The 22,385-nt window shown below is 41.8% G+C and carries 6 protein-coding genes and 2 pseudogenes; 7 read left to right on the forward strand and 1 reads right to left on the reverse strand.

Annotation, left to right across the window (positions count from 1 at the left end; translation table 11 throughout):
* Nucleotides 1-64: 64 nt before the first annotated feature.
* Together mrcB and C5469_RS19405 are read left to right on the forward strand one after the other, a co-directional pair.
* Complete coding sequence (gene mrcB / locus C5469_RS19400; RefSeq protein WP_166310068.1) at nt 65-2,527, forward strand: bifunctional glycosyl transferase/transpeptidase; 2,463 nt, start codon at nt 65-67, stop codon at nt 2,525-2,527.
* Nucleotides 2,528-2,763: 236 nt separating this feature from the next.
* Nucleotides 2,764-3,063, forward strand: a pseudogene (locus C5469_RS19405) (S-type pyocin domain-containing protein); the annotation flags it as partial.
* Between the two features lie 786 nt (nt 3,064-3,849).
* On the opposite strand, the gene C5469_RS19410 reads toward C5469_RS19405, so the two are convergent.
* Nucleotides 3,850-4,437 carry a beta-class carbonic anhydrase gene (locus C5469_RS19410; protein WP_166310070.1) on the reverse strand — a complete coding sequence of 196 codons (588 nt, stop codon included), beginning with the start codon at nt 4,435-4,437 and terminating at the stop codon, nt 3,850-3,852.
* 906 nt (nt 4,438-5,343) lie between these two features.
* Here C5469_RS19410 and C5469_RS19415 point away from each other — a divergent pair.
* The 5 genes and pseudogenes from C5469_RS19415 to C5469_RS19435 form a co-directional block, all read left to right on the forward strand.
* A pseudogene (locus C5469_RS19415) lies at nt 5,344-5,628 on the forward strand (IS630 family transposase); the annotation flags it as partial.
* Between the two features lie 192 nt (nt 5,629-5,820).
* Nucleotides 5,821-9,324, forward strand: coding sequence for a non-ribosomal peptide synthetase (locus tag C5469_RS19420; RefSeq protein WP_166310072.1), 3,504 nt, complete (start codon nt 5,821-5,823; stop codon nt 9,322-9,324).
* Nucleotides 9,321-14,030 carry a non-ribosomal peptide synthetase gene (locus tag C5469_RS19425; protein WP_166310074.1) on the forward strand — a complete coding sequence of 1,570 codons (4,710 nt, stop codon included), beginning with the start codon at nt 9,321-9,323 and terminating at the stop codon, nt 14,028-14,030. The genes C5469_RS19420 and C5469_RS19425 overlap by 4 nt, the downstream gene beginning before the upstream one ends.
* Nucleotides 14,027-18,889, forward strand: a complete 4,863-nt coding sequence (locus C5469_RS19430; RefSeq protein WP_166310076.1) for a non-ribosomal peptide synthetase — start codon at nt 14,027-14,029, stop codon at nt 18,887-18,889. The genes C5469_RS19425 and C5469_RS19430 overlap by 4 nt, the downstream gene beginning before the upstream one ends.
* A gap of 423 nt (nt 18,890-19,312) precedes the next feature.
* Nucleotides 19,313-22,385 (forward strand): two-partner secretion domain-containing protein (locus C5469_RS19435; RefSeq protein WP_166310078.1); only part of this gene is annotated, 3,073 nt, incomplete at its 3' end.

The following is a 22,385-nucleotide window of genomic DNA, read 5'->3' on the forward strand; positions in this document are numbered from 1 at the left end:
CATTAAAAGAAAGAAATATGAATACCCATTATTCAGCATCTAAATGGTTTTGGAGAATTTTGGAATGTCTGGTGAAGATCGTCAACCAATCGGACGTAAAGGCAAAAAATCTGTATCCCGTCGTAAACCGCCATTGAAAAGACGGCATCTGTTAGATGATTATGATGATGGCTATGAAGAGGATGACGACTACGATGATGAAGAGGACCAACCCATGACAAAGAAAGGAAAAAATGCCCGTCCACCTAAGAAAAAGTGGCGTTGGTTCTGGTTGTTATTCAAAATATTTATTGTTTTTGCGGTATTAGTGGGAATTTATGGTGTCTATCTGGATGCTAAAATTCGTGACCGCATTGATGGAAAAGTCTGGGAATTGCCAGCAGCAGTTTATGGCCGGATGGTCAATCTTGAACCGGGCATGAACTACAGTAAAAAAGAGATGGTACATCTGCTGGAGGGAATGCAGTATCGTCAGGTGACGAAAATCACCCGTCCAGGTGAGTTTTCTGTCAGAGGCGAAACAATTGAAATGCTGCGTCGTCCGTTTGATTTCCCTGACAGTAAAGAAGGGCAGATCCACGCTCTATTGACTTTCAGTGATAATCGTCTGGCAGAGATCGAAAATATAGAAAACCAACGTCAGTTTGGTTTCTTCCGTCTTGATCCGAAGCTGATTACCATGTTGCAGTCACCCAATGGCGAACAGCGGTTGTTCGTGCCACGTTCTGGCTTCCCAGATTTACTGGTTAATACCTTACTGGCGACAGAAGACCGCTATTTCTATCAACATGATGGTATCCGTATTCTTTCTATTGGGCGTGCGGCATTGGCTAACTTGGTTGCAGGGCGTACCGTTCAGGGGGGAAGTACCCTAACGCAACAATTGGTTAAAAACTTATTCCTGACCAATGAACGTACTTTAGTGCGTAAAGCCAATGAAGCGTACATGGCGGTTCTGATGGATTACCGCTATAGCAAAGATCGGATTCTCGAACTGTATCTGAATGAAGTGTTTTTAGGTCAAAGTGGTGATGAACAGATCCGAGGATTTCCACTGGCGAGCCTCTATTATTTTGGTCGCCCGGTGGATGAATTAAGTTTGGATCAGCAAGCATTGCTGGTTGGTATGGTAAAAGGGGCTTCACTCTATAACCCGTGGCGTAATCCTAAACTAGCTCTTCAACGTCGTAATGTGGTGCTCAAACTTTTACAAAATCAGCAAATTATTGATGAAGATCTTTATAAGTTACTGAGTGCTCGTCCATTGGGCGTAAAACCGAAAAGTGGAGTGATTACCCCACAACCTGCGTTTATGCAATTAGTTCGCAAGGAATTACAGAACAAGCTGGGCGACAAAGTGAATGATCTGTCCGGTGTAAAAATTTTTACTACTCTGGACCCGGTATCCCAGGATGCGGCTGAAAATGCAGTGGAAGAAGGGATTGCCAGCCTGAGAAAAACCCGCAAGATTGCTGATCTTGAAGGGGCAATGGTGATTGTCGATCGCATTAGTGGTGAAATCAGGGCGATGGTCGGTGGTTCTCAGCCTCAGTATGCGGGATTTAACCGGGCGATGATGGCACGTCGTTCAATTGGTTCGTTGGCAAAACCCTCTACTTATCTGGCGGCGCTGAGTGAACCTGATCAATATCGGTTAAATACCTGGTTGGCAGATGAACCCCTTACGGTAAAACAGCCTAACAGTAAGGCTTGGGAGCCGAGAAATTATGACCGTCGTTTCCGTGGGCGAGTCATGTTGGTTGATGCGCTGGCGAGTTCAATTAATATTCCGACGGTGAATCTTGGATTGGCTGTGGGTCTTGATCATGTCAGTAATACTTTGGTCCGGCTTGGCGTGCCGGAAGAAGTGATTCATCAGGTTCCGGCTATGTTACTGGGTTCTCTTAGTTTGACGCCATTAGAAGTGGCTCAGGAATATCAGACGATGACGAGCGGCGGCAACCGTGCGACGCTTTCTGCATTACGTTCTGTCATCACGGAAGATGGCACGGTGATATATCAGAGTTACCCGCAAGCTGAACGGGCTGTACCTGCTCAAGCGGCTTATCTGACGCTGTATGGTATGCAGCAGGTTGTAGCGAGGGGGACATCTCGTTCTCTGGCGGCTAAGTTTGGTCGTTATAATTTAGCCGGTAAAACAGGTACAACTAATGACCTGCGTGATAGCTGGTTTGCAGGTATTGATGGCAAAGAAGTCGTGATTTCATGGGTTGGCCGGGATAACAATGAACCGACTAATTTGACCGGGGCTACTGGAGCGTTAAGTGTATATCGCCGTTATCTGGAAAATCAGACACCGCTGATGTTGAACAACATTCCGCCAGAAGGGATTGTGGATATGGCGGTTAACGAAGATGGCAGCTTCAACTGTAGTGGCAGTGGTTGGAGAACATTACCGGTTTGGACTGATGCTCCACAGAGCTTGTGCCAGCAAACAGCTGTGTCAGAACCTGTTCAGCAACAAGAACAAGCGCCGGGCTGGTTGCGGGAGATGTTTGGACAATAATGAATATCTAATAGATATACCCAATGGATTTCAAGATGTATCGCGACGGCAAGGGAGCGAATCCCCGGGAGCATAGATAACTCGGTGACCGGGGTGAGTGAGTGCAACCAACAAAGAGGCAACTTGAAAGATAACGGGTATAAATAATGGCGAAGCGCTGATCCTTGGGTCAGCGCTTTATTTTTGCCTTTCTAAAAGTGCTTTGTTGACTCTTTCTTCAATCCATTGTGCTTGGTCTGACCGTTCAGGGGTATCACGTCAGCCCGGAAAGTGGTCTGGATAGAGTGCCGGTTCATATGATGAGATTGAACCGGACTACAGGGAATTACGAGTTCTGGGAACCGGGAGAAAACAGGCCGACGATTTTATGGACGCCGAACGAACAGGAATTTAAAGTGCCGGCCCATACCGGGAATGAAGAACCGCCGTTTATTCCGTCGCAAATAACCGTATTGCCGATCCCGGATAAAGTGGGCAGCGATATTGAATCGCTACCGATGCCGGAAGAAAAGGATTTCCGCGATTATATTCTGGTGCTTCTTATTCTTATAACGATTATTTAACTGATTTAAGACGAAGTTTAATTAAAATTGAAAACATTAATAAAGTTATTTCCTTTTTGAAAATACATTTTTGATTAAGCAATTGATATTCTTATTTGTTGTTTTCCACAAAAATGGATATAAGCATTAACAGAGTTAATTTTTGTTTTTAATCTCTTTACTGATAACTATATAATAGGCCAGTTTTAAAATTCATGGTATTAATCCCCGGTTTTAATTGGGGTAAATTTTTAACTGTTTTTAATGCCTAATTTTTGGGGGTAATCATCATGGCATATCGTATTTTACGTTTAATAAACGTTAATCATCGTCGATTTTATTTTTACTGGCGCTGTTTTACCTGTAATTTTGAATAGTTTTAATAAGGCATCAATAGCGGAGAGAAAGTGTTTAAATACCAGTCCGTTCGGTTTTACACTGATGGTTTTTTACTTTTTACTTTTTACTTTTTACTTTTTACTTTTTACTTTTTACTTTTTACTTTTTACTTTTTACTAATGGTTAATGGGCTTCGATTAAGCGTAGTAATTATCTTTTTAAAAATTTGCATTTATTGAGTTAAATTTACCCTTTATATAAAATCTTTAATATTGCAGCACTCACATTTTTAAATTTTTATAGCAGTAAAATAAGCAGAGTATAGAATCACTGATAAGAAACCCCACGCTAATCACTTATAGATTGAGCGTGGGGAATAAATCACACAAGCCTATCGAAATCAAACATCTTCAATGATTACGGTATACCAACAAGTTTGATTCACGACTCTGCATTTGCAAGACTTGTTGCTTCAGGAACCTCAATTAATTTTCCTGACTTCACATCATAGATGTACCCATATATGGCGATACTTGCGGGTACAAGAGGGTGAGTACGAATACGGTGAATATCTTCAATTAAACTATTAACTTGATTGTCAATGGTGAGCCATTTGATATATTTTCCCTCAGGTGAACCGGCGCTGGTGCCGACTTCTTTAAATCCCTCATCTGTCATGATGACACTTTCCAGGCTGCTTTCCAGTAGATCGCCCATGATATTGTCTGTAAAAAGTTCCATCCCACAATGAGTATGATGAATGACAAACAACTCTTTTGTGCCGAAAAGTTTGTAAGAAATGATAAGTGAACGAATGGCATCATCACTGGCTCTTCCGCCTGCGTTACGAATAATATGGGCGTCGCCTTCAGATAAACCTGCAAATTTTGCCGGGTCTAATCTGGCATCCATACAAGTCAATATGGCAAATCGTCTGACAGCAGGTAAACCAAGGTTTCTTTTATCATCATCAAAAGTTGCTGCATATGCAATATTAGCATCACTTATTTCTTTGATCGCGTTGCTCATCTTCTCTCCTTCATATTTTCTGGTTTATACCTGTTATCTTTCAAGTTGCTTCTTTGTTGGCTGCACTCACTCACCCCGGTCACAGAGTTATCTATGCTCCCGGGGATTCGCTCCCTTGCCGTCGCGATGCATCTTGAAATCCATTGGGTATAGTAAATTGTGATGTAAAACAAAAGATAGAAAGAAAACTCAACTTCTTAATAAAGCCAGGATATCCATTTAATAAATGAATATGAGTCTGAAAATACGGTATACATAAAGAAAATTTATGAAAATATATACTCGTATCCTTGATACGGGTCAAGTAAAACAGAGTGTTTTTTTGAAGGACAACGAATTTATCACTTACGGTTAAATTGATCGCTTTATAACATCGTGTTTGGTCACATATCAATATCTGTCATCTGTTTTGATATTGTCGCGAAATTGTTTATTAATGGGAGGAATCAAGCGGTGTGTTTGCCTGCGGCTTATTGGTTTGACCCTGATGAAGTTTTTATTCGGCAGGATTTTGAGACCGGAGATGTAATATTACCCCGTAATCCACCCGACTGGGATGGTTTTTTTCGGCATTGAAAGGGACAATTATTCCCGATGATTTTTTGAGTAATATTGGAATAACTATACCCAATAGATTTCAAGATGCATCGCGACGGCAAGGGAGCGAATCCCCGGGAGCATAGATAACTCTGTGACCGGGGTGAGTGAGTGCAGCCAACAAAGAGGCAACTTGAAAGATAACAGGTATACACTGATTGAATGAAGAATAAGGCTATATAGGTAATAACTAATATTACGAAATTAATTAAATATCCTGGAAAAACTGCCTAAGCATTAGTTGAAATTGGTGAGATACCTAAAGGGATGTTTAGGTTTCATTTTGAAGGGGATCAATCATTCAATTGCGAATATTGTCACGCTGAAACCTTAACGTTAATTTTGGATAATTATCGTATTCATAAAAACCGGCGGGTCAGTGATTGGCAGACCCATTATCCTAAATTTTACCTATTATTTTACCTGTTTATTATTTTACCTGTTTATTATTCCTGACTGAATAAAATTGAGTGCCTGTGGCAACCCCTGTATGAAATGGTGACACGAAATCATTGCTGCCAGTACATGTGGCAGTTGCCCGAAAAAGTGAAAGTGTTTTTGAATTCATTTTCCGATAGGAATAACAGAGAGTAATAAAATGGGGCGTGTCATAATTATGAGGAGTTATTTATTTTTCCTCTGTTTTGATAATAAAATCAAACAACGTCGATAATGATTTTCGATTCCTATATGCTAACATGATTATAAATTTGTTATTTTACAATTACGGATGTAATAAATAATCACGTGTATAAATAATTTGATATTATATTTTCAAGGAGATATATGAAAAATGCAGCGCAAATTGTGAATGAGGCTTTAAATCAAGGAATTACTCTGTTTGTTGCTGATAACCGATTACAATACGAAACCAGCCGTGATAGTATTCCAGCGGAATTGTTCAGTGAATGGAAAAATTATAAACAAGAGTTGATCGACTTCCTGAGCCAGATCGATGCAAAAGAAGAAATTCAAACATATCAATTACAGAATATCCAACGTGATGGCAATGCAGAACATTATCCACTCTCATTTGCTCAACAACGCTTGTGGTTTATCGACCAACTTACCGAAGGTAGCCCCCAATATAATTGTCCCGGATATTTGAGATTACGGGAACAACTGAATTTCAACGCGTTTAAGGCTGCGGTAAAAACGTTGCTTGAGCGTCATGAGGCGTTACGTACCCACATTGAAATTATTGATAATGAGCCACGGCAAGTCATAACACATTCCTATGATTTACCCATTACACTACATGATCTGACTGCATTCTCTGAAACTGAGCAAGAATCTCAAATCAAAAGATTCAGTAAAGAAGAAGATAACTTGGTTTTTAACCTCAGTACTGATTTGATGTTGCGTATTCGCCTGATAAAGCTGGCCGAAAATGATTATGTGATTATCTATACCATTCACCATATTGCCTGCGATAGCTGGTCAATAGAAATCTTTATTAATGAACTTATCACCTTATATCGTGCATATAATAAAGGAGAAATAGCCCCATTACCGCCACTTAAAATCCAATATACCGATTATGCTCAATGGCAACGAAATTGGCTGCAAGGTGATATTCTCAAAAAACAATTGGATTATTGGCAAACCCAGTTATCAGGTATTTCTCCACTTCACCGTCTTCCTCTGGATAACCCACGACCAGAGAAACAGAGTTTTGAGGGGCATCTTAATGATCAACGTATTTCAAAGGATTTAACACAAGAAATAAGAGCATTATGTCACCAACATGAAGTCACATTATTCATGTTTCTGGAGACAGCCTTTGCCGTATTGTTGAGTCGTTACAGTAATGAAAAAGACATTCTGGTCGGAACACCACTTGCAGGGAGAAGACACCATGATATTGAGCCTTTGATTGGTTTTTTTGTTAACTCTCTGGTGATCAGAACGGATTTATCCGGCCAGCCCACTTTCAGTGAGTTATTAAAGCAGAACAGTCGCACTATCCTGGATGCGTATGCACATCAAGATCTGCCATTTCAAATGCTGGTGGAAAAAATCAGTCCGGGACGAAACTTAAATTATAATCCTATATTTCAAATCGCTTTTACTCTGGAGAATACTCAGCGTGATACGGTACTGGCGCGGGATAATAATATTGAGTTTGAAGAGCGTCTGCTTTTGAAAGCCCGATTTGATTTGGAAATTCATATTTATGAAGAAGAGGGCGGATTGTCCCTTTTATGGGTTTATGATAGCCGCTTATTCAGAAATATGACTATTGAAAGATTGCTCGCCAATTATGAAACCTTGCTTGCTAATGTTGTTAGTGTCATGAAGCCATGTATTGGCTCCGATCTAATACACAGGGAACCCTCTGTCCATGACATTCCACTATTAGCAGAGGCTGAAATACACACTTTATTACATAAATGGAATGGCCTACAGGATCATAGCCAGCATGGCGGCTGTTTTCATGAACTGTTTGAGGAACAAGCTGCCCGATATCCTGAAAAAACAGCAGTTATTTTTGACGGCAATTCATTAAGCTATCAGGAATTAAATAAACAAGCTAACCAACTCGCTCACTACTTGACAGAACAAAAGATTAAACCAGAAACATTGGTCGCGCTCTGTATTCCTCGTTCAATACGCGCTGTAGTCGCACTATTGGGGATTATTAAAGCAGGGGGTGCTTATTTGCCGTTAGATCCCAGCTATCCGAAACCCCGTCTTCAATATATGTTGGAACATAGCGAAGCTAAGTTCATTCTGACCGAAACAGATTTGATAGAAAAACTGCCAATCAGCCAGCAGAAAGTCGTCTGTTTGGATACTGAGACAATACAATCACAATTGCAGCACATGCCTACGGACAATATCGCTGAACGCCCATTCCCACTCACGGAAAATAACCTGGCTTACGTCATTTATACCTCTGGTTCTACGGGTAAGCCGAAAGGGGTTATGTTGGAACATAAGGGGTGGGTAAATTTGGCCCTTTCACAGGCGGGCTTATTTGGTGTTGATGCATATAGCCGGGGGTTGCAATTCGCTTCCTGGAGCTTTGATGCCATGATCTTAGAAATATCTATGACACTGGCGTATGGAGCAGCACTTTATTTAATTTCAGAAACTCAACAGCATACCCCTGAATGCTTGGATAAATTAGTTGATAAACACCAGATTACCCATGCTGTATTACCACCGGCTTTGCTGCCTTACCTGGACTTTAATAAGTGGCGTTCCGTTTCAACCTTGCTTTTAGCGGGGGAAGCTGTACCACCACAGATCGCTGTTCGTTGGTCACAGGGCAGAAAACTGTTCAACGTATATGGCCCGACAGAGTGTACCGCTATTGTGACTTCGGGCTTATTAACTGATGACAAAATTACGATTGGGAAACCATTGTCCAATACCGTTATCCGTATTCTTGATCCATCAGGCAATCTGGTACCTATTGGTGTCGCGGGGGAATTATGTATTGGTGGCATCCAACTGGCACGCGGGTACTTGAATGCTCCTGAAACAAACGCAACGAAATTTATGACTGATTTAACGGACAAATCCCAATCCCAACGTTTATACCGAACGGGAGATTTAGCCCGTTGGTTGCCTGATGGTAGTGTGGAATTTATTGACCGGATTGACTCTCAAGTCAAGATTAGAGGATTTAGGATTGAGTTGGGAGAAATCGAAACGACACTGGTCGGACATGAAGCCTTAAGCAGTGCTGCGGTTATTACTTATGGGAGCGATAAGAGATTGATTGCCTATGTTTGTCCAACCAAAGACTGGCTGGATAAAAAAGAGCTGAAATTTAATACCGATAACGCTTCTCAATCCTCCGATATTAAAGCTGAACTTTCAGAGCAACTTGAATCAGCACTGAAAAAACAATTACCAGAATACATGGTTCCAAGCCTTTATATTCCGCTAGAGCAAATGCCACTCACGTTAAATAACAAAGTGGACAAAAAAGCGTTGCCTATTCCAAATGAAAATGATTTCCGCCAACAAGGTTATGTCGCGCCAAGAAATGAAGTGGAGAGAAAAATCAGTCAGTTATGGCAAGAAGTGTTGGGCGTGAGTCAAGTCAGCATTTATGACAACTTTTTCGTGCTGGGTGGTCACTCTCTTCAGGCAACCCGCCTTACTAGCTTAATACGCAATGATCTAAACATTGAAATACCGTTGAGCGGTGTCTTTGAGCATCCAACACTTGAGCGATTGGCACGAATCGCCACGATTCATCAGGTTAAGGAAAAAAGAAAGCGTCTCCAAGCTGGGCAAGAGACAACACAGGAACTATTGGAAGGTGATATATGAAAAATGCAGCACAAATTATCAATGAAGCTTTAAATCAAGGGATTACTCTGTTTGTTATTGATAACAAACTGAAATATAAAACCAGCCGAGACAGCATTCCTTCGGAATTGCTCAGTGAATGGAAACAACATAAACAAGAATTGATTGATTTCCTGAAGCAAATCGATTCAGAAGAGGATACGGACACTCACCGACTGCAAGGTATTCCGCGTTATGATCGTGCGGAACATTACCCTCTTTCATTTGCTCAACAGCGTTTGTGGTTGATCGATCAACTCACCGAAGGCAGTCCTCAGTATAACTGCACAGGTGATTTCAGGTTGAGAGAGCCGCTCAATCTCAACGCTTTTGAGGCTGCTGTAGCAACATTGCTTGAACGCCATGAATCGCTGCGTACTTATTTCAAAATCATTGATAATGAGCCACGGCAGGTTATCGCTACTTCTTATGATTTGCCTATTACAATACATGATCTGTCCACATTTTCAGAATCTGAGCAGGAACAACAGCTTAAACAACTCGGTGAGCAAGAGTGGAAACAAGTGGTTAATCTCAGCACTGACCTGATGCTGCGTATTCGGTTGCTAAAATTAACAGATAATGATTATTTCATTCTCTATACGATTCATCATATCGCCTGTGATGGCTGGTCGCTGGCAATCTTTATCAGTGAGCTGCTGACATTATATCGTGCTTATTGTCAAGGAGAGGGGAATCCTCTGCCGCCATTACAAGTTCAATATACTGATTATTCTCAATGGCAACGGGATTGGCTGCAAGGTGATATTCTGCAAAAACAACTGGATTACTGGCAAAACCAATTATCAGGTATTTCTCCACTTCACCGTTTTCCGCTGGATAATCCACGGCCAGAAAAACAAAATTTTGAAGGGAATGTTCATCCACAACATATTTCAAAAGCGTTGACCCAAGAAATACGAGCACTGTGCGCCAAACATGAAGTGACGTTATTTATGTTTCTGGAAACGGCTTTTGCTGTGTTGTTGAGTCGTTACAGTAGTGAAAAGGATATTCTGGTTGGCATGCCACTTGCTGGACGAAGACACCGAGACACTGAGTCTTTGATTGGATTTTTCGTCAATTCACTGGTGATAAGAACGGATTTATCCGGTCAGCCTACATTCAGTGAACTATTAAAACAAAATAGTCGTACGATCCTGGATGCTTATGCACATCAAGACCTGCCTTTTGAGATGCTGGTGGAGAAAATCAGTCCAGAACGGAATTTAAATTATAATCCTATTTTCCAGATCATGTTTGCAGTTCAGAATAATCAACGGGATACAACGCTGGAGCAGGATAGCATTGTGACATCTAAAGAACGTTCCCTTCTGACCACCCGATTTGATTTGGAAGTTCATATCTATGAAGAAGACGAAGGTGAGTTATCCATTGGATGGATCTCTGACACCAGCCTGTTCAGAAATGCGACCATTAACAGATTAATCGCCAATTACGGAATTTTGCTGACCAATATTGTTGACGTGATGAAGCATCATGCGGGTATCAGCGAACCGTCCGTTCATGACCTTCCATTATTGACAGAGACTGAGCGGAATACCTTACTGCATGAATGGAGCGGGCCACAGATTCCTTATCAGACCGGGAAATGTTTCCATGAACTCGTCGAAGATCGGGTATCACAACACCCTGAAAAAAATGCACTGATTTTTGGCGATGACACCTTGAGCTATCAGTCATTAAATGAACAAGCTAACCAATTGGCACACTATCTGCTTGAACAGGGGATCATACCGGACACGTTGGTTGCACTTTGCATACCAAGGTCATTGCAAGCTGTTGTGGCATTAATGGGTATTCTTAAAGCGGGGGGCGCTTATGTACCGTTAGACCCCAGTTATCCGAAAGCCCGCCTCCAATATATGTTGGATCACAGTGAAGTCGAATTCATCCTGACGGAAACTCACCTTGTTGAAAAACTGCCAATCAGCCAGCAGAAAGTTATTTGCCTGGATACAGAGATAGTACAGTCTCAGCTACAACATATGCCTACCGATAATATTACTGAGCGCCCACTTCCGCTCACGGAAAATCATCTGGCTTATGTGATTTATACTTCCGGCTCTACCGGTAAACCGAAAGGGGTGATGCTGGAACATAGAGGGTGGGTTAATCTGGCATTCTCGCAAGCAGATTTATTTGGCATTGACTCACATTGCCGGGGATTGCAGTTTGCCTCTTGGAGTTTTGACGCCATGATCTTAGAGATGTCTATGACATTAGCCTATGGTGCAACACTGTATTTGATTTCTGAAACCCAACGGCGTTCCCCTGAATTGTTGGATGAAGTCGTTGAAAAATATCAGATAACCCATGCTGTACTACCGCCAGCACTGCTTCCTCATCTGAATTTTAACAAATGGCGTTCGGTCTCAACTTTGCTTTTGGCGGGTGAAGCCGTACCACCACAGATTGCTGTTCGTTGGTCACAGAATAGAAAACTGTTTAACGTATATGGTCCGACAGAATGTACATCTATTGTCACCACAGCTTTACTCACTGACGAAAAGATTACGATTGGTAAACCATTGCCTAATGTTGTGATGCGTATTCTTGATCCGGAAGGTAATTTGGCTCCGATGGGCGTTATCGGGGAACTGTATATTGGCGGCGTTCAGTTAGCTCGCGGTTACCGAAACTCTCTGGAAATCACAGCAAAGCAGTTTATCCGTGATCCATTCAGCTCACATTCAACGGATGGCTGGGAAAACAAGCTTTATCGAACTGGCGATTTAGTACGCTGGACACTGGATGGGCAGTTGGAATTTATTGGCCGTGTTGACTCTCAGGTTAAGATCCGTAGTCACCGCATAGAGTTGGGTGAAATTGAGATAGTTTTGTCCGGGCATGATGCTTTAAGTAGTGCTGTTGTGATTGCTTATGGTCAAGATGAAGATAAAAAACTTATTGCGTATGTCTGCCCAAGTACAGAGTGGTTAGGTGAAAAAGCGGTTGAATTTAATGCAAGCAGCGTTGAGAACTGGACAGAAATTTTTGATGAGCAGTACCGCCAACCCACAACGGATAGGACTCAAAAAGGGAGCACTCAGAAAGGTGATGTAGTCGCATTAGACAGTGATTTCGGTGGCTGGATGAACAGCTATACTGAACAGCCAATTGCTCTTGAGCAAATGGGGGAATGGTTAGCAGGAATCATGCACAGGATTAAAGCCTTGCATCCTTATCGCTTACTAGAAATTGGTTGTGGTACCGGATTATTGTTGTATCGCTATGCTGAATGGTGCGAATCAGTGGTGGCTACCGATATTTCGGCTGAGGTTTTAAATCGGCATCAACATATTCTGCAACAACGTGGCTGGTCACATGTGCAGCTCAGAAGAGGAGATGCACTCAACTTAGGAACATTGAATGCTGATGAATTTGATACTGTCGTGGTTAACTCTGTTGTCCAATATTTCCCCAATGTTCAATATCTGGAAAAAGTACTTGAACAGTTAATACCGGCGGTTGAAGCGGGTGGGAAAATTTTGCTGGGAGATATCCGCAACTTAGATCTATTAACTGCTCATGCTACAGCGATAGAGCAAAGTCACCTTAACGGGCAGCGTATTCAAGTAGGGACGCTAGCGAACCGTATTCAGCGGCGTTTACAACAAGAACCCGAGTTTTTACTCAGTCCAACTTATTTTGCCCAATTACCGGAGCGTTACCCTGAAATTGGAAGAGTTGATATTTTGGTTAAACGTGGCATCGGCGACAATGAAATGTTGCGTTATCGTTACGATGTCATATTGTACAAAAGAGATGAAAATACCCAATCTGGTAATGAGTTGTTTTTAAATTGGCATAATTTCGATTCTTTTGAAAGTCTGCGTAATTTGTTACAGATGGGCACAGAGGATATATTGGGTGTCTCAGGTATCCCCAACGCCAGAATTAAAGATGACCTCACTTTGGCAGAAGGGCTGCGTCACTGGTCAGCTCATCAGATGATAACGCCACCAACAAATGCCGGCAGTTTCTCCCTACAGGCATTACAACAGGTTCAGGAATTCGAATCCTTACTGCAATACGCTGAACAATGTGGTTATCAATGCGGTGTCACGTGGTCACAACAGCAACCTGATTTGCTGGATGTGATTTTTAGTCGAGGAGAGCTACCACCTGTACAGGCACGTACTGACTATAATCAAACCCATTTAGCTAATTATCCGCAAATTTCCGCCATTAGTGGGGAACTTTCAGAATTACTCGAATCAGCACTGAAACAGCAATTACCAGAATATATGGTTCCTGGTCTTTATATTCCTTTGGAACGAATGCCTCTCACGTTAAATAATAAAGTGGATAAAAAAGCGCTACCGATCCCAAATGAAGACGATTTACGCCGACAAAACTATGTGGCGCCAAGAAATGAAATAGAAATTAAAATCGGTCAGTTATGGAAGCGGTTATTGAATGTCAGTCAGGTAGGAATCTATGACAATTTCTTCACCTTGGGCGGACATTCACTTCAAGCAACCCGCCTTATTAGTTCAATACGTAACGAATTAGAAATAGAAGTTCCGTTGAGAAGTGTTTTTGAACACCCGACACTTGAGCAGCTATCACAGATTGTCACTATTCATCTTATCAAAGAAAAAAGAAAACATTTCCAGGCTGGGAAAGAAACAGCGCAAGAACTGTTGAAAGGTGATATATGAAAAATGCCGCGCGAATTATCAATGAGTCTTTAGATCAGGGAATTACTCTGTTCGTTACTGATAACCGTTTACAATACGAGACTAGCCGCAGCAGTATTCCACCAGCCTTGTTCAGTGAATGGAAACAGTATAAACAGGAGTTAATTGATTTTCTGAACCAGCTAGATTCAGAAGAGCAAACTCAAATGCATCACTTTTTGCAAGATATTCGGCGTGATGGCAAAGCAGAACATTATCCTCTTTCATTTGCTCAGCAGCGTTTATGGTTTATTGATCAGCTAGATGGAGGCAGTCCCCAATATAATTGTATGGGGGATTTCAGGCTGCGGGAATCTATTAACATAAAGGCGTTTGAGGCAGCCGTTAAGGCATTACTTGAACGCCATGAAGTCTTGCGTACCCATTTTAAAATCATTAATAACGAACCGCGGCAATTTATTGCCAGTGATTATGATTTACCGATTACACATCATGATTTATCTGTGTTACCTGAAACGGAGAAAAACGATCAGGTAAAACAACTCAGTAAGGAAGAAGAGAATCTGATTTTTAACCTTAGCATGGACTTGATGTTGCGCGTCCGGTTAATAAAATTGGCAGAAGATGATTATCTTATTATTTATACGATACATCATATCGCCTTCGATGGCTGGTCGATGGCAATATTTCTCCATGAATTTTTCACGTTATACAAAGCTTATTGCCTGGGTAAGGAAAATCCGCTACCGCCGCTGAGAATTCAATATACCGATTATGCCCAGTGGCAACAGGGTTGGCTGCAAGATGATGTGCTGAAAAAACAGCTAACATATTGGCAGAATCAGTTAGCCGGAATTTCACTAGTTCACCGTGTGCCGCTGGATAATCCTCGTTCGGAAAAACAAAATATCGAAGGACGGCTTCATCTACAGCGTATTTCAATACATCTTACTCAAGCAATCAGAGCATTATGTACCAAACATAACGTTACACTATTTATGTTCCTGGAAACGGCTTTTACCGTATTACTGAGCCGCTATAGCAATGAAAAAGATATTCTGGTTGGAACAGCCATTGCCGGCAGACAACATCCTGATATTGAACCTCTGATCGGTTTTTTTGTTAATTCATTGGTTATCAGAACAGATTTATCTGGTCAGCCGACGTTCAGTGAATTATTAAAACAAAACAGCCGTACCATTCTGGATGTTTATGAACATCAAGCTTTGCCGTTTGAGATGTTGGTGGAAAAGCTCAGCCCGGAACGGAACCTAAACCATAATCCCATCTTCCAAATCATGTTTGCAGTACAGAATAACCAACGTGACACAATACTGGGACAGGATGATGTTATTGAACTCGGGGATAATTTATTTAGAACAACTCGGTTTGATTTGGAAGTCCATGTTTTTGAAGAAGAACGGACAGGTGAATTATCTATAGTATGGATTTCAAATACGAGTCTGTTCGATAGTAGTACTATTGAAAGATTTATCGCCAATTACGACACCTTGCTTTGTGGCATTGTTGAAGTGATGACAGATGATTCAGTAAATAAAGAGCCCTCCATTCATGAACTGCCATTATTGGCAGAAGCTGAAAAGCATATCTTACTGCATGAATTAAATGGGCCACAGAACCATTACCCACAAGGTCGTTGCTTCCATGAGCTGTTTGAAGAACAGGTGGCACTGAATCCTGAAAAAACCGCGCTAGTTTTTGGTGAAGAGGCTTTAAGTTATCAGGCGGTTAATGCTCAGGCTAATCAGTTGGCGCATTACCTGATTGAGCAGGGTATCCAGCCAGATATTCTGGTGGCAGTTTGCCTGCCCCGGTCGTTGCAAACGGTGGTTGCACTGCTGGGTATTCTCAAAGCCGGTGGCGCTTATGTGCCTTTGGATGCCAGTTATCCGCAGGCCCGCCTGCAATACATGCTGGAGCACAGCGGGGCGGAGTTTATCCTGACCGAAACACCGTTGGTTGATAAATTGCCTATCAGCCAGCAACGCGTTATCTGTCTGGATGCTAAAACGGTACAGTCACATGTGCAAAACCTGCCCACTGGCAATGTTGTTCATCGTTCAGTGCCCCTGACAGAAAATCATCTGGCCTATGTCATTTATACCTCGGGTTCTACTGGCCGACCCAAAGGAGCAATGCTGGAGCACAAGGGTTGGGTGAATCTGGCACAAGCACAAGCCACGTTATTTGGTGCGGATGCTGATATTCGCGGGTTGCAGTTTGCTTCCTGGAGCTTTGATGCCGCAGTGTTGGAAATGGCAATGACCCTGGCCTATGGCGCCATATTGTATTTGATTTCAGAAACACATCGCCGTTCGCCTGAGTGGTTGGATGAGATGGTTGAAAAACACCACATTACCTATGCCGTACTCCCGCCGGCGTTGTTGCCTCATCTGGATTTCAACAAATGGCGCACAGTTTCAACCTTGTTGTTGGCAGGGGAAGCTGTGGCGCCGCATATTGTCGCGCAGTGGTCGCAGGGCAGAAAGCTGTTTAACGTTTATGGCCCAACAGAGTGTACTTCGATTGTGACCTCCGCCTTATTAACAGCAAATAAGCGAGTGACGATTGGAAAACCGTTGCCGAATACCGTGATGCGTATTCTGAATTCCGACGGTAATCTGGTGCCGCTTGGGGCTATCGGGGAACTGCATATCGGTGGCATTCAACTGGCACGTGGTTACCGGAATGCACCGGATATCACGGAAAAACAGTTTATCCGAGATCCTTTCAGCACCAATCCGGCAGACCGACTTTACTGTACAGGTGATTTAGTACGCTGGACGCCGGAAGGTGAGTTGGAATTCATTGGCCGCCTGGATTCGCAGGTCAAAATTCGCAGCCATCGTATTGAATTGGGGGAAATCGAGTCGGTGCTGGCGGGGCAGGAGATTTTAAGTAATGCTGTCGTGATCGCTGATGGTCATGACAATGAGGACAGGAAACTCATTGCTTATGTTTGCCCGAGTACGCATTGGCTGGCGGAGAAAGCAGCCGCTTTTAATGCAGATTACAGCCAAACGCATTTAGCTGATTATCTGCGACTTCCTGCTATTAGTGGAGAACTTGCAGAGCTACTGGAATCCGCCTTGAAAAAACAACTGCCTGACTATATGGTGCCCAGCCTCTATATCCCATTGGAACGCATTCCACTGAATTTGAACAATAAAGTGGATAAAAAAGCGTTACCTATTCCGGATGAAAATGACTTAGGTCGTCAGGCTTATATCGCACCGAGAGATGAAATCGAAGAAAAACTTTGTCAGTTATGGCAAGAACATCTAAAAATCAATCAAATTGGTATTTATGATAATTTCTTCTCGCTTGGTGGTCATTCACTCTTGGCAGTTAAAATAACCGCTTCCATAAGAAATATTTTAACCAATAATTTCAGTATGCATCAGCTGTTTGTAAATCCAACCATTGCACAGATTGCAAGTGTAATTCGTCACAGTCATAAGCATGAAATATCCGCACCGCAGACAACATACAATATATCTGATCACAATACATTTGATGGAAAAATGCCTATTTCTTATTGTCAGAAAATGTATTGGTATTTTGTTCAAGAAGCGTTGTTGGAGGATAGTTTCCACGTACCCATTACTTTGCTGATGGAAGGAGAACTGAATCACAGTGCGTTGGAAAAAAGCTTAAATACCATCTTGGAACGACATGAAAGTTTACGTTTTAAGTTTTATAAAGAAAATGGGCAGATTTTTATGCAGCCTGATAACAATATGAAAATTAATCTTCAAGTTATCGAAGCGTTACCAAGAGGAATAGAGAAAGACCAAATTATTATTGAAATTAACAAGCTCTGGGAAGAAAAACTAAGAACACCTTTTGATGTTTATAATGGTCCGCTAATCAAGACATTCCTACTGCCTGTTTCGGAGACAATCACGGTATTATTTATTGATGTGCACCATATTATTTCCGATGGGTGGTCTGTTAATATCATTATGAATGAGTTTAAACAGTTATATACGGCTTATTCACAGGGGAAAGAAAACACGTTACCGCCAATTGCCATGCAATATTCTGGTTATGTTTATGACTTGCAAGAAATCCATGCGACTGAGGCAGCTAAAAAACAAATTAAATTCTGGCAACAACAATTTGCTGATGTTAATCCAGAACGCGACTTTCCTGTTTCTTTCAGAAAACATCTGGCTTCAAAATATCGGTCTAACGCCCGTCATATCAAAATACCAGATTCGCTGGATAAAGCTGTTTTGCAATATTGTGAAACTCAGAAGATCACACCTTATATGTTATTTATGGCTTTGTTCCACACGTGTCTTTTTATGCACTCTGGTGAATCACAACATATTGTTACCTCACCAAAAGTTGACCGAACTCGCATCGAAAGCCATCAAACAATAGGGTTATTCTTGGGTGACTTGATAGTAAAATCAAATATCAGTAAGGAAATGAGCCTACAAGGAATCATTAAGCAGGTTAGTCAGTCTATTCATCGCGCCATAGAGAATTCTAATATCCACATGTCTGTCGTGATTGACGCGGTGGGAGAAAAGGCGAGGGATAATATATTTAACGTTCTGTTTAACTATTTGGATGCACAAAGTTTCTATGATTTTATCGACATGTCTAAAGATGAAAAACTATCACTGCCAAATCTTGATGTGGAAGTGATAGAGACCGAAATAATTCCTTTTGAATCACTTGGGATGAATTTCTTATATTTGCCACAAAATATCAAGTGTGAACTCAATTACAACCCGGAACTGTATACAGAAGCAGTCATTGATAAGATGGCTATATATTATGAACGGCTGTTAAATGTCATCGTATCCGGCCAAGAAAAAGAGAGTATCAGTCAGTTTTATGACTAAATTTTTCTGAGATATATACCCTATAGATTTCAAGGTGCATTGCGACGGCAAGGGAGAGAATCCCCGGGAGCAGTATCTTCCGTGTTTTCTCCTGCTACTTATTTAACTGAACTTTATCGTGAAGCCCTCAATGTCCACACGGACAATATCTCCAGTCTTATCGTGATTTTTCGGAATTTAATATATCTAATTCACCATTAACAGCAGTAAATAACTGATCGCTGATCACATTTCACACTATTCATTCTGACAGTCAATTAATTTCACATTAGAATAGTTTTATGATGTCACTATTAAATCATCAATATTCTCTGTGGAAAGATGGCTGTTTTATCACCGCAGCCTGACCGCAGATAACCGAGTCACTTATTGGTCAGTATCATTGACTTTGTCACACTTAAGTTTAACAAAAGGGATAGTACGATGAATAAACTCAGCAACTCTGTGGCGAGAGGCACGAGTTATCTTTTAATTTACCTGACGGCCATTCAGCCACTGCACCCGGCTATGGCGGCGGGAATAACGCCGGATAATCCCCAAACACAGGTACAAATTCAGGGAAATGTGCCGGTTGTCAATATTGCTACTCCTAATAGTGCCGGGATATCTCACAACACTTATAAAGAGTTTAATGTTGCCACTCAAGGAGCAGTGCTTAATAACGCTACTCAGGCGGCTAAGTCACAATTAGCTGGGCAATTAAATGCAAATAGCAACTTAAAAGGTAAAGCAGCCGAATTAATTATTAATGAAGTCACCGGTAATGGGCGCTCTGACCTGCAAGGCAAACTGGAAATTCTGGGTAATAAAGCCAATGTAATGATAGCTAACCCCAACGGCATTACCTGTGATGGCTGTGGTTTTATCAATACCGGCAGTGCAACATTGACTACCGGTAAGCCTCAATTTGATAAACAGGGCGCGTTGGAAGCATTGGAGGTTAAACAAGGCCAGATTACCATTGGCGGTAAAGGACTGGATGGCAAGGCGACGGATTATGTCGATATTATCAGCCGGGTGACTGAATTAAATGGAAAAATTCAGGCGAATAATTTATCCCTGACACAAGGTGCTAATCGGATTGATTTTAACGATGGCACAGTGAAAAAAATCACCGGAGAAGGCGCTAAGCCTCAATTAGCGATTGATACCAAAGCCTTAGGGGGTATGTATGCTAATAAGATCCGCTTGATTGCCACAGAAGAGGGGGTCGGCGTTAATCTGAAAGATTTAACCAGTGACCAGCGTGATATTACCTTAAACGTTAATGGTAAAATTGAACTGGGAAAGGTCAACGCTAAAACGGATTTTAATCTTAGTGCGAAAGAAACCCATATTGCGCCAAATATCCAGATACAGTCAGAACGCGATATTACTCTGGCAAGTACTGAATTGGATAATAAAGGGCGTGTCACTGCGGGCCGGGATGCACGGATATTTGGTGATACTTTACGCAATACCGGAGATAAAGCACTTCTGCAAGCCAATAATCATATGTGGATACAGAAGGATGCTCAAGGGAATAAAGGTAAACTCGTCGAGAATAGATCGGCAACAATAAAAACCGTGAAGGGCGATTTGGTTGTCAGGACTCATGAACTGAATAATGTCAGGAGTATCTATTATTTCGAAAAAAGAGAAACCGCACCCAACCCGACAGATAAAAATTTTGATATCCTTGCAGCACAATATAAAAGTGAATATAAATTAAAAAGCATGCAACCCAGTGTCCTGATGTCTGGCGGAAATATTTATGTTAACAGTGATCTATTATCAAATCAGGAAATGAGCAAAATTGAAGCCGGAAAAGATATATTTTTGACGGGCAAAAATCTTTCCAATACCAGCAGAATATCTGAGGACAAATCAGGATCTTTTAATCTCTTTGAATATTTCCCTAAGGATAGTTATGTTTCTATAACCGATTCACTGAATATCCCTACGGGGATCTATCAACTGGCTTCTAATGGTATTTCTGGAAAAATTGACACCTATCATCGATGGGATGATAAAAATTATCATCTCTTACCCAACGGTGAAGTCAAATATGATATTAGAAAAGACAAACTGGTGGTTGAACGCGCCAGTATTATCGCAAAAGGTCATCTTGTCGCCGACTTTAGTGACAGTATTCATATTGATACTCATTATCCTTACAGTGCCCCGGCAGGTTTCAATTTATTCAATTATCCCGTCGACAGTGAAAAACTGCCCGCAATACTGTCCGCTGAAAATATCCTATTACATGCGGGAAAAATAACCCTCAGTGATAAAATCAACGCGGCTCATGATGTCAATATTGTTTCAGAGAGTGATATCACCCTAAAAAATTCCATACTTTTGTCCCCTAATAGTTTATCTATGGCGGCTGTCAATAATATCTCTCTCTGGCGCAGTCATATCAGCGGAAAGGAGGTGACCGCGCTCAGTCGTTATGGGGATATTGCATTTCATAACGGTGATGAAGTCGGCCATATTTGGGAACAACATAGAACGGGTGAGCATCCCGCATCCAATCAATTAAATGCCCGTGGTAATTTAACTATCAATTCGGGTAAAAACCTGTTTTTACAAAATGTCTATTTACAACCGGCTGAAAATATCTCTTTGTCAGCCAGTCATGATGTCACCATAGAAAACCATGCAGATACTTATACTTTTGCAAAATCAACGTCAGCCAATCGGCATCATGCCCCCATATCGGGAATTTTGAATGCCTTAAAATCATTAACGATTAATGCGGGGAATACGCTTTCTGCCAAAGGCTCAGAGATGTCTGCCGGAAAAGATATTTATTTAAGTGCAGCCAAAGATATTGATCTAAGTGCTTGTGAACCCAGGTATCAGGCTGATTTATCGTTATCCCAGGGATCAGCCATATACAGCAGTAAAATCACGGCAAAGGATCATGTCAGTATTATCAGTGGGGCAGACATCAACGGGAAAGCCGTTCAGATACGGGCAAACGGTAATACATTATTATCCGCAGGCCGGAATATTACCCTCTCTGCCCTGGCTTATTCTGCCATGAACAAAACAAACGATAATGACAAAGATGACCGGCATATTATTGCTCAGGTTCGTGGTGATAAAAAACTGACGATGGCAGCAAACGGTGACATCACCACAGCCGGCTCTCAATTGACGTCTGAGGGTGACATCATGTTTTCCTCCGGGGGCAATATGCGTTTTGAATCGGTACAGAACCACGCCTACCGGGAAGGTAACAGGGAATTCACGGAATCTGTGACTCAGCAGGGCACTGAGCTGACCAGCGGCGGCGTACTGACCGTGATCTCAAACGGCAGTATTCTTTTCCAGGCCACTAAACTGACTGCCAAAGGTGCAATGGACGTCGCGGCGAAAGGTGGTTATCTGTACGCGCAGGCAATGGAAGAATCCAGTCATTATGAGAAAACAGAAACAAGTCGTAACTGGTATGGCAAGAAGAAAACCCATAAACGCACCCGTCATGATGTCACCAACAAAGTCACTG

The organism is Photorhabdus cinerea (assembly GCF_011189575.1).
Taxonomy (GTDB): Bacteria; Pseudomonadota; Gammaproteobacteria; order Enterobacterales; family Enterobacteriaceae; genus Photorhabdus; species Photorhabdus cinerea.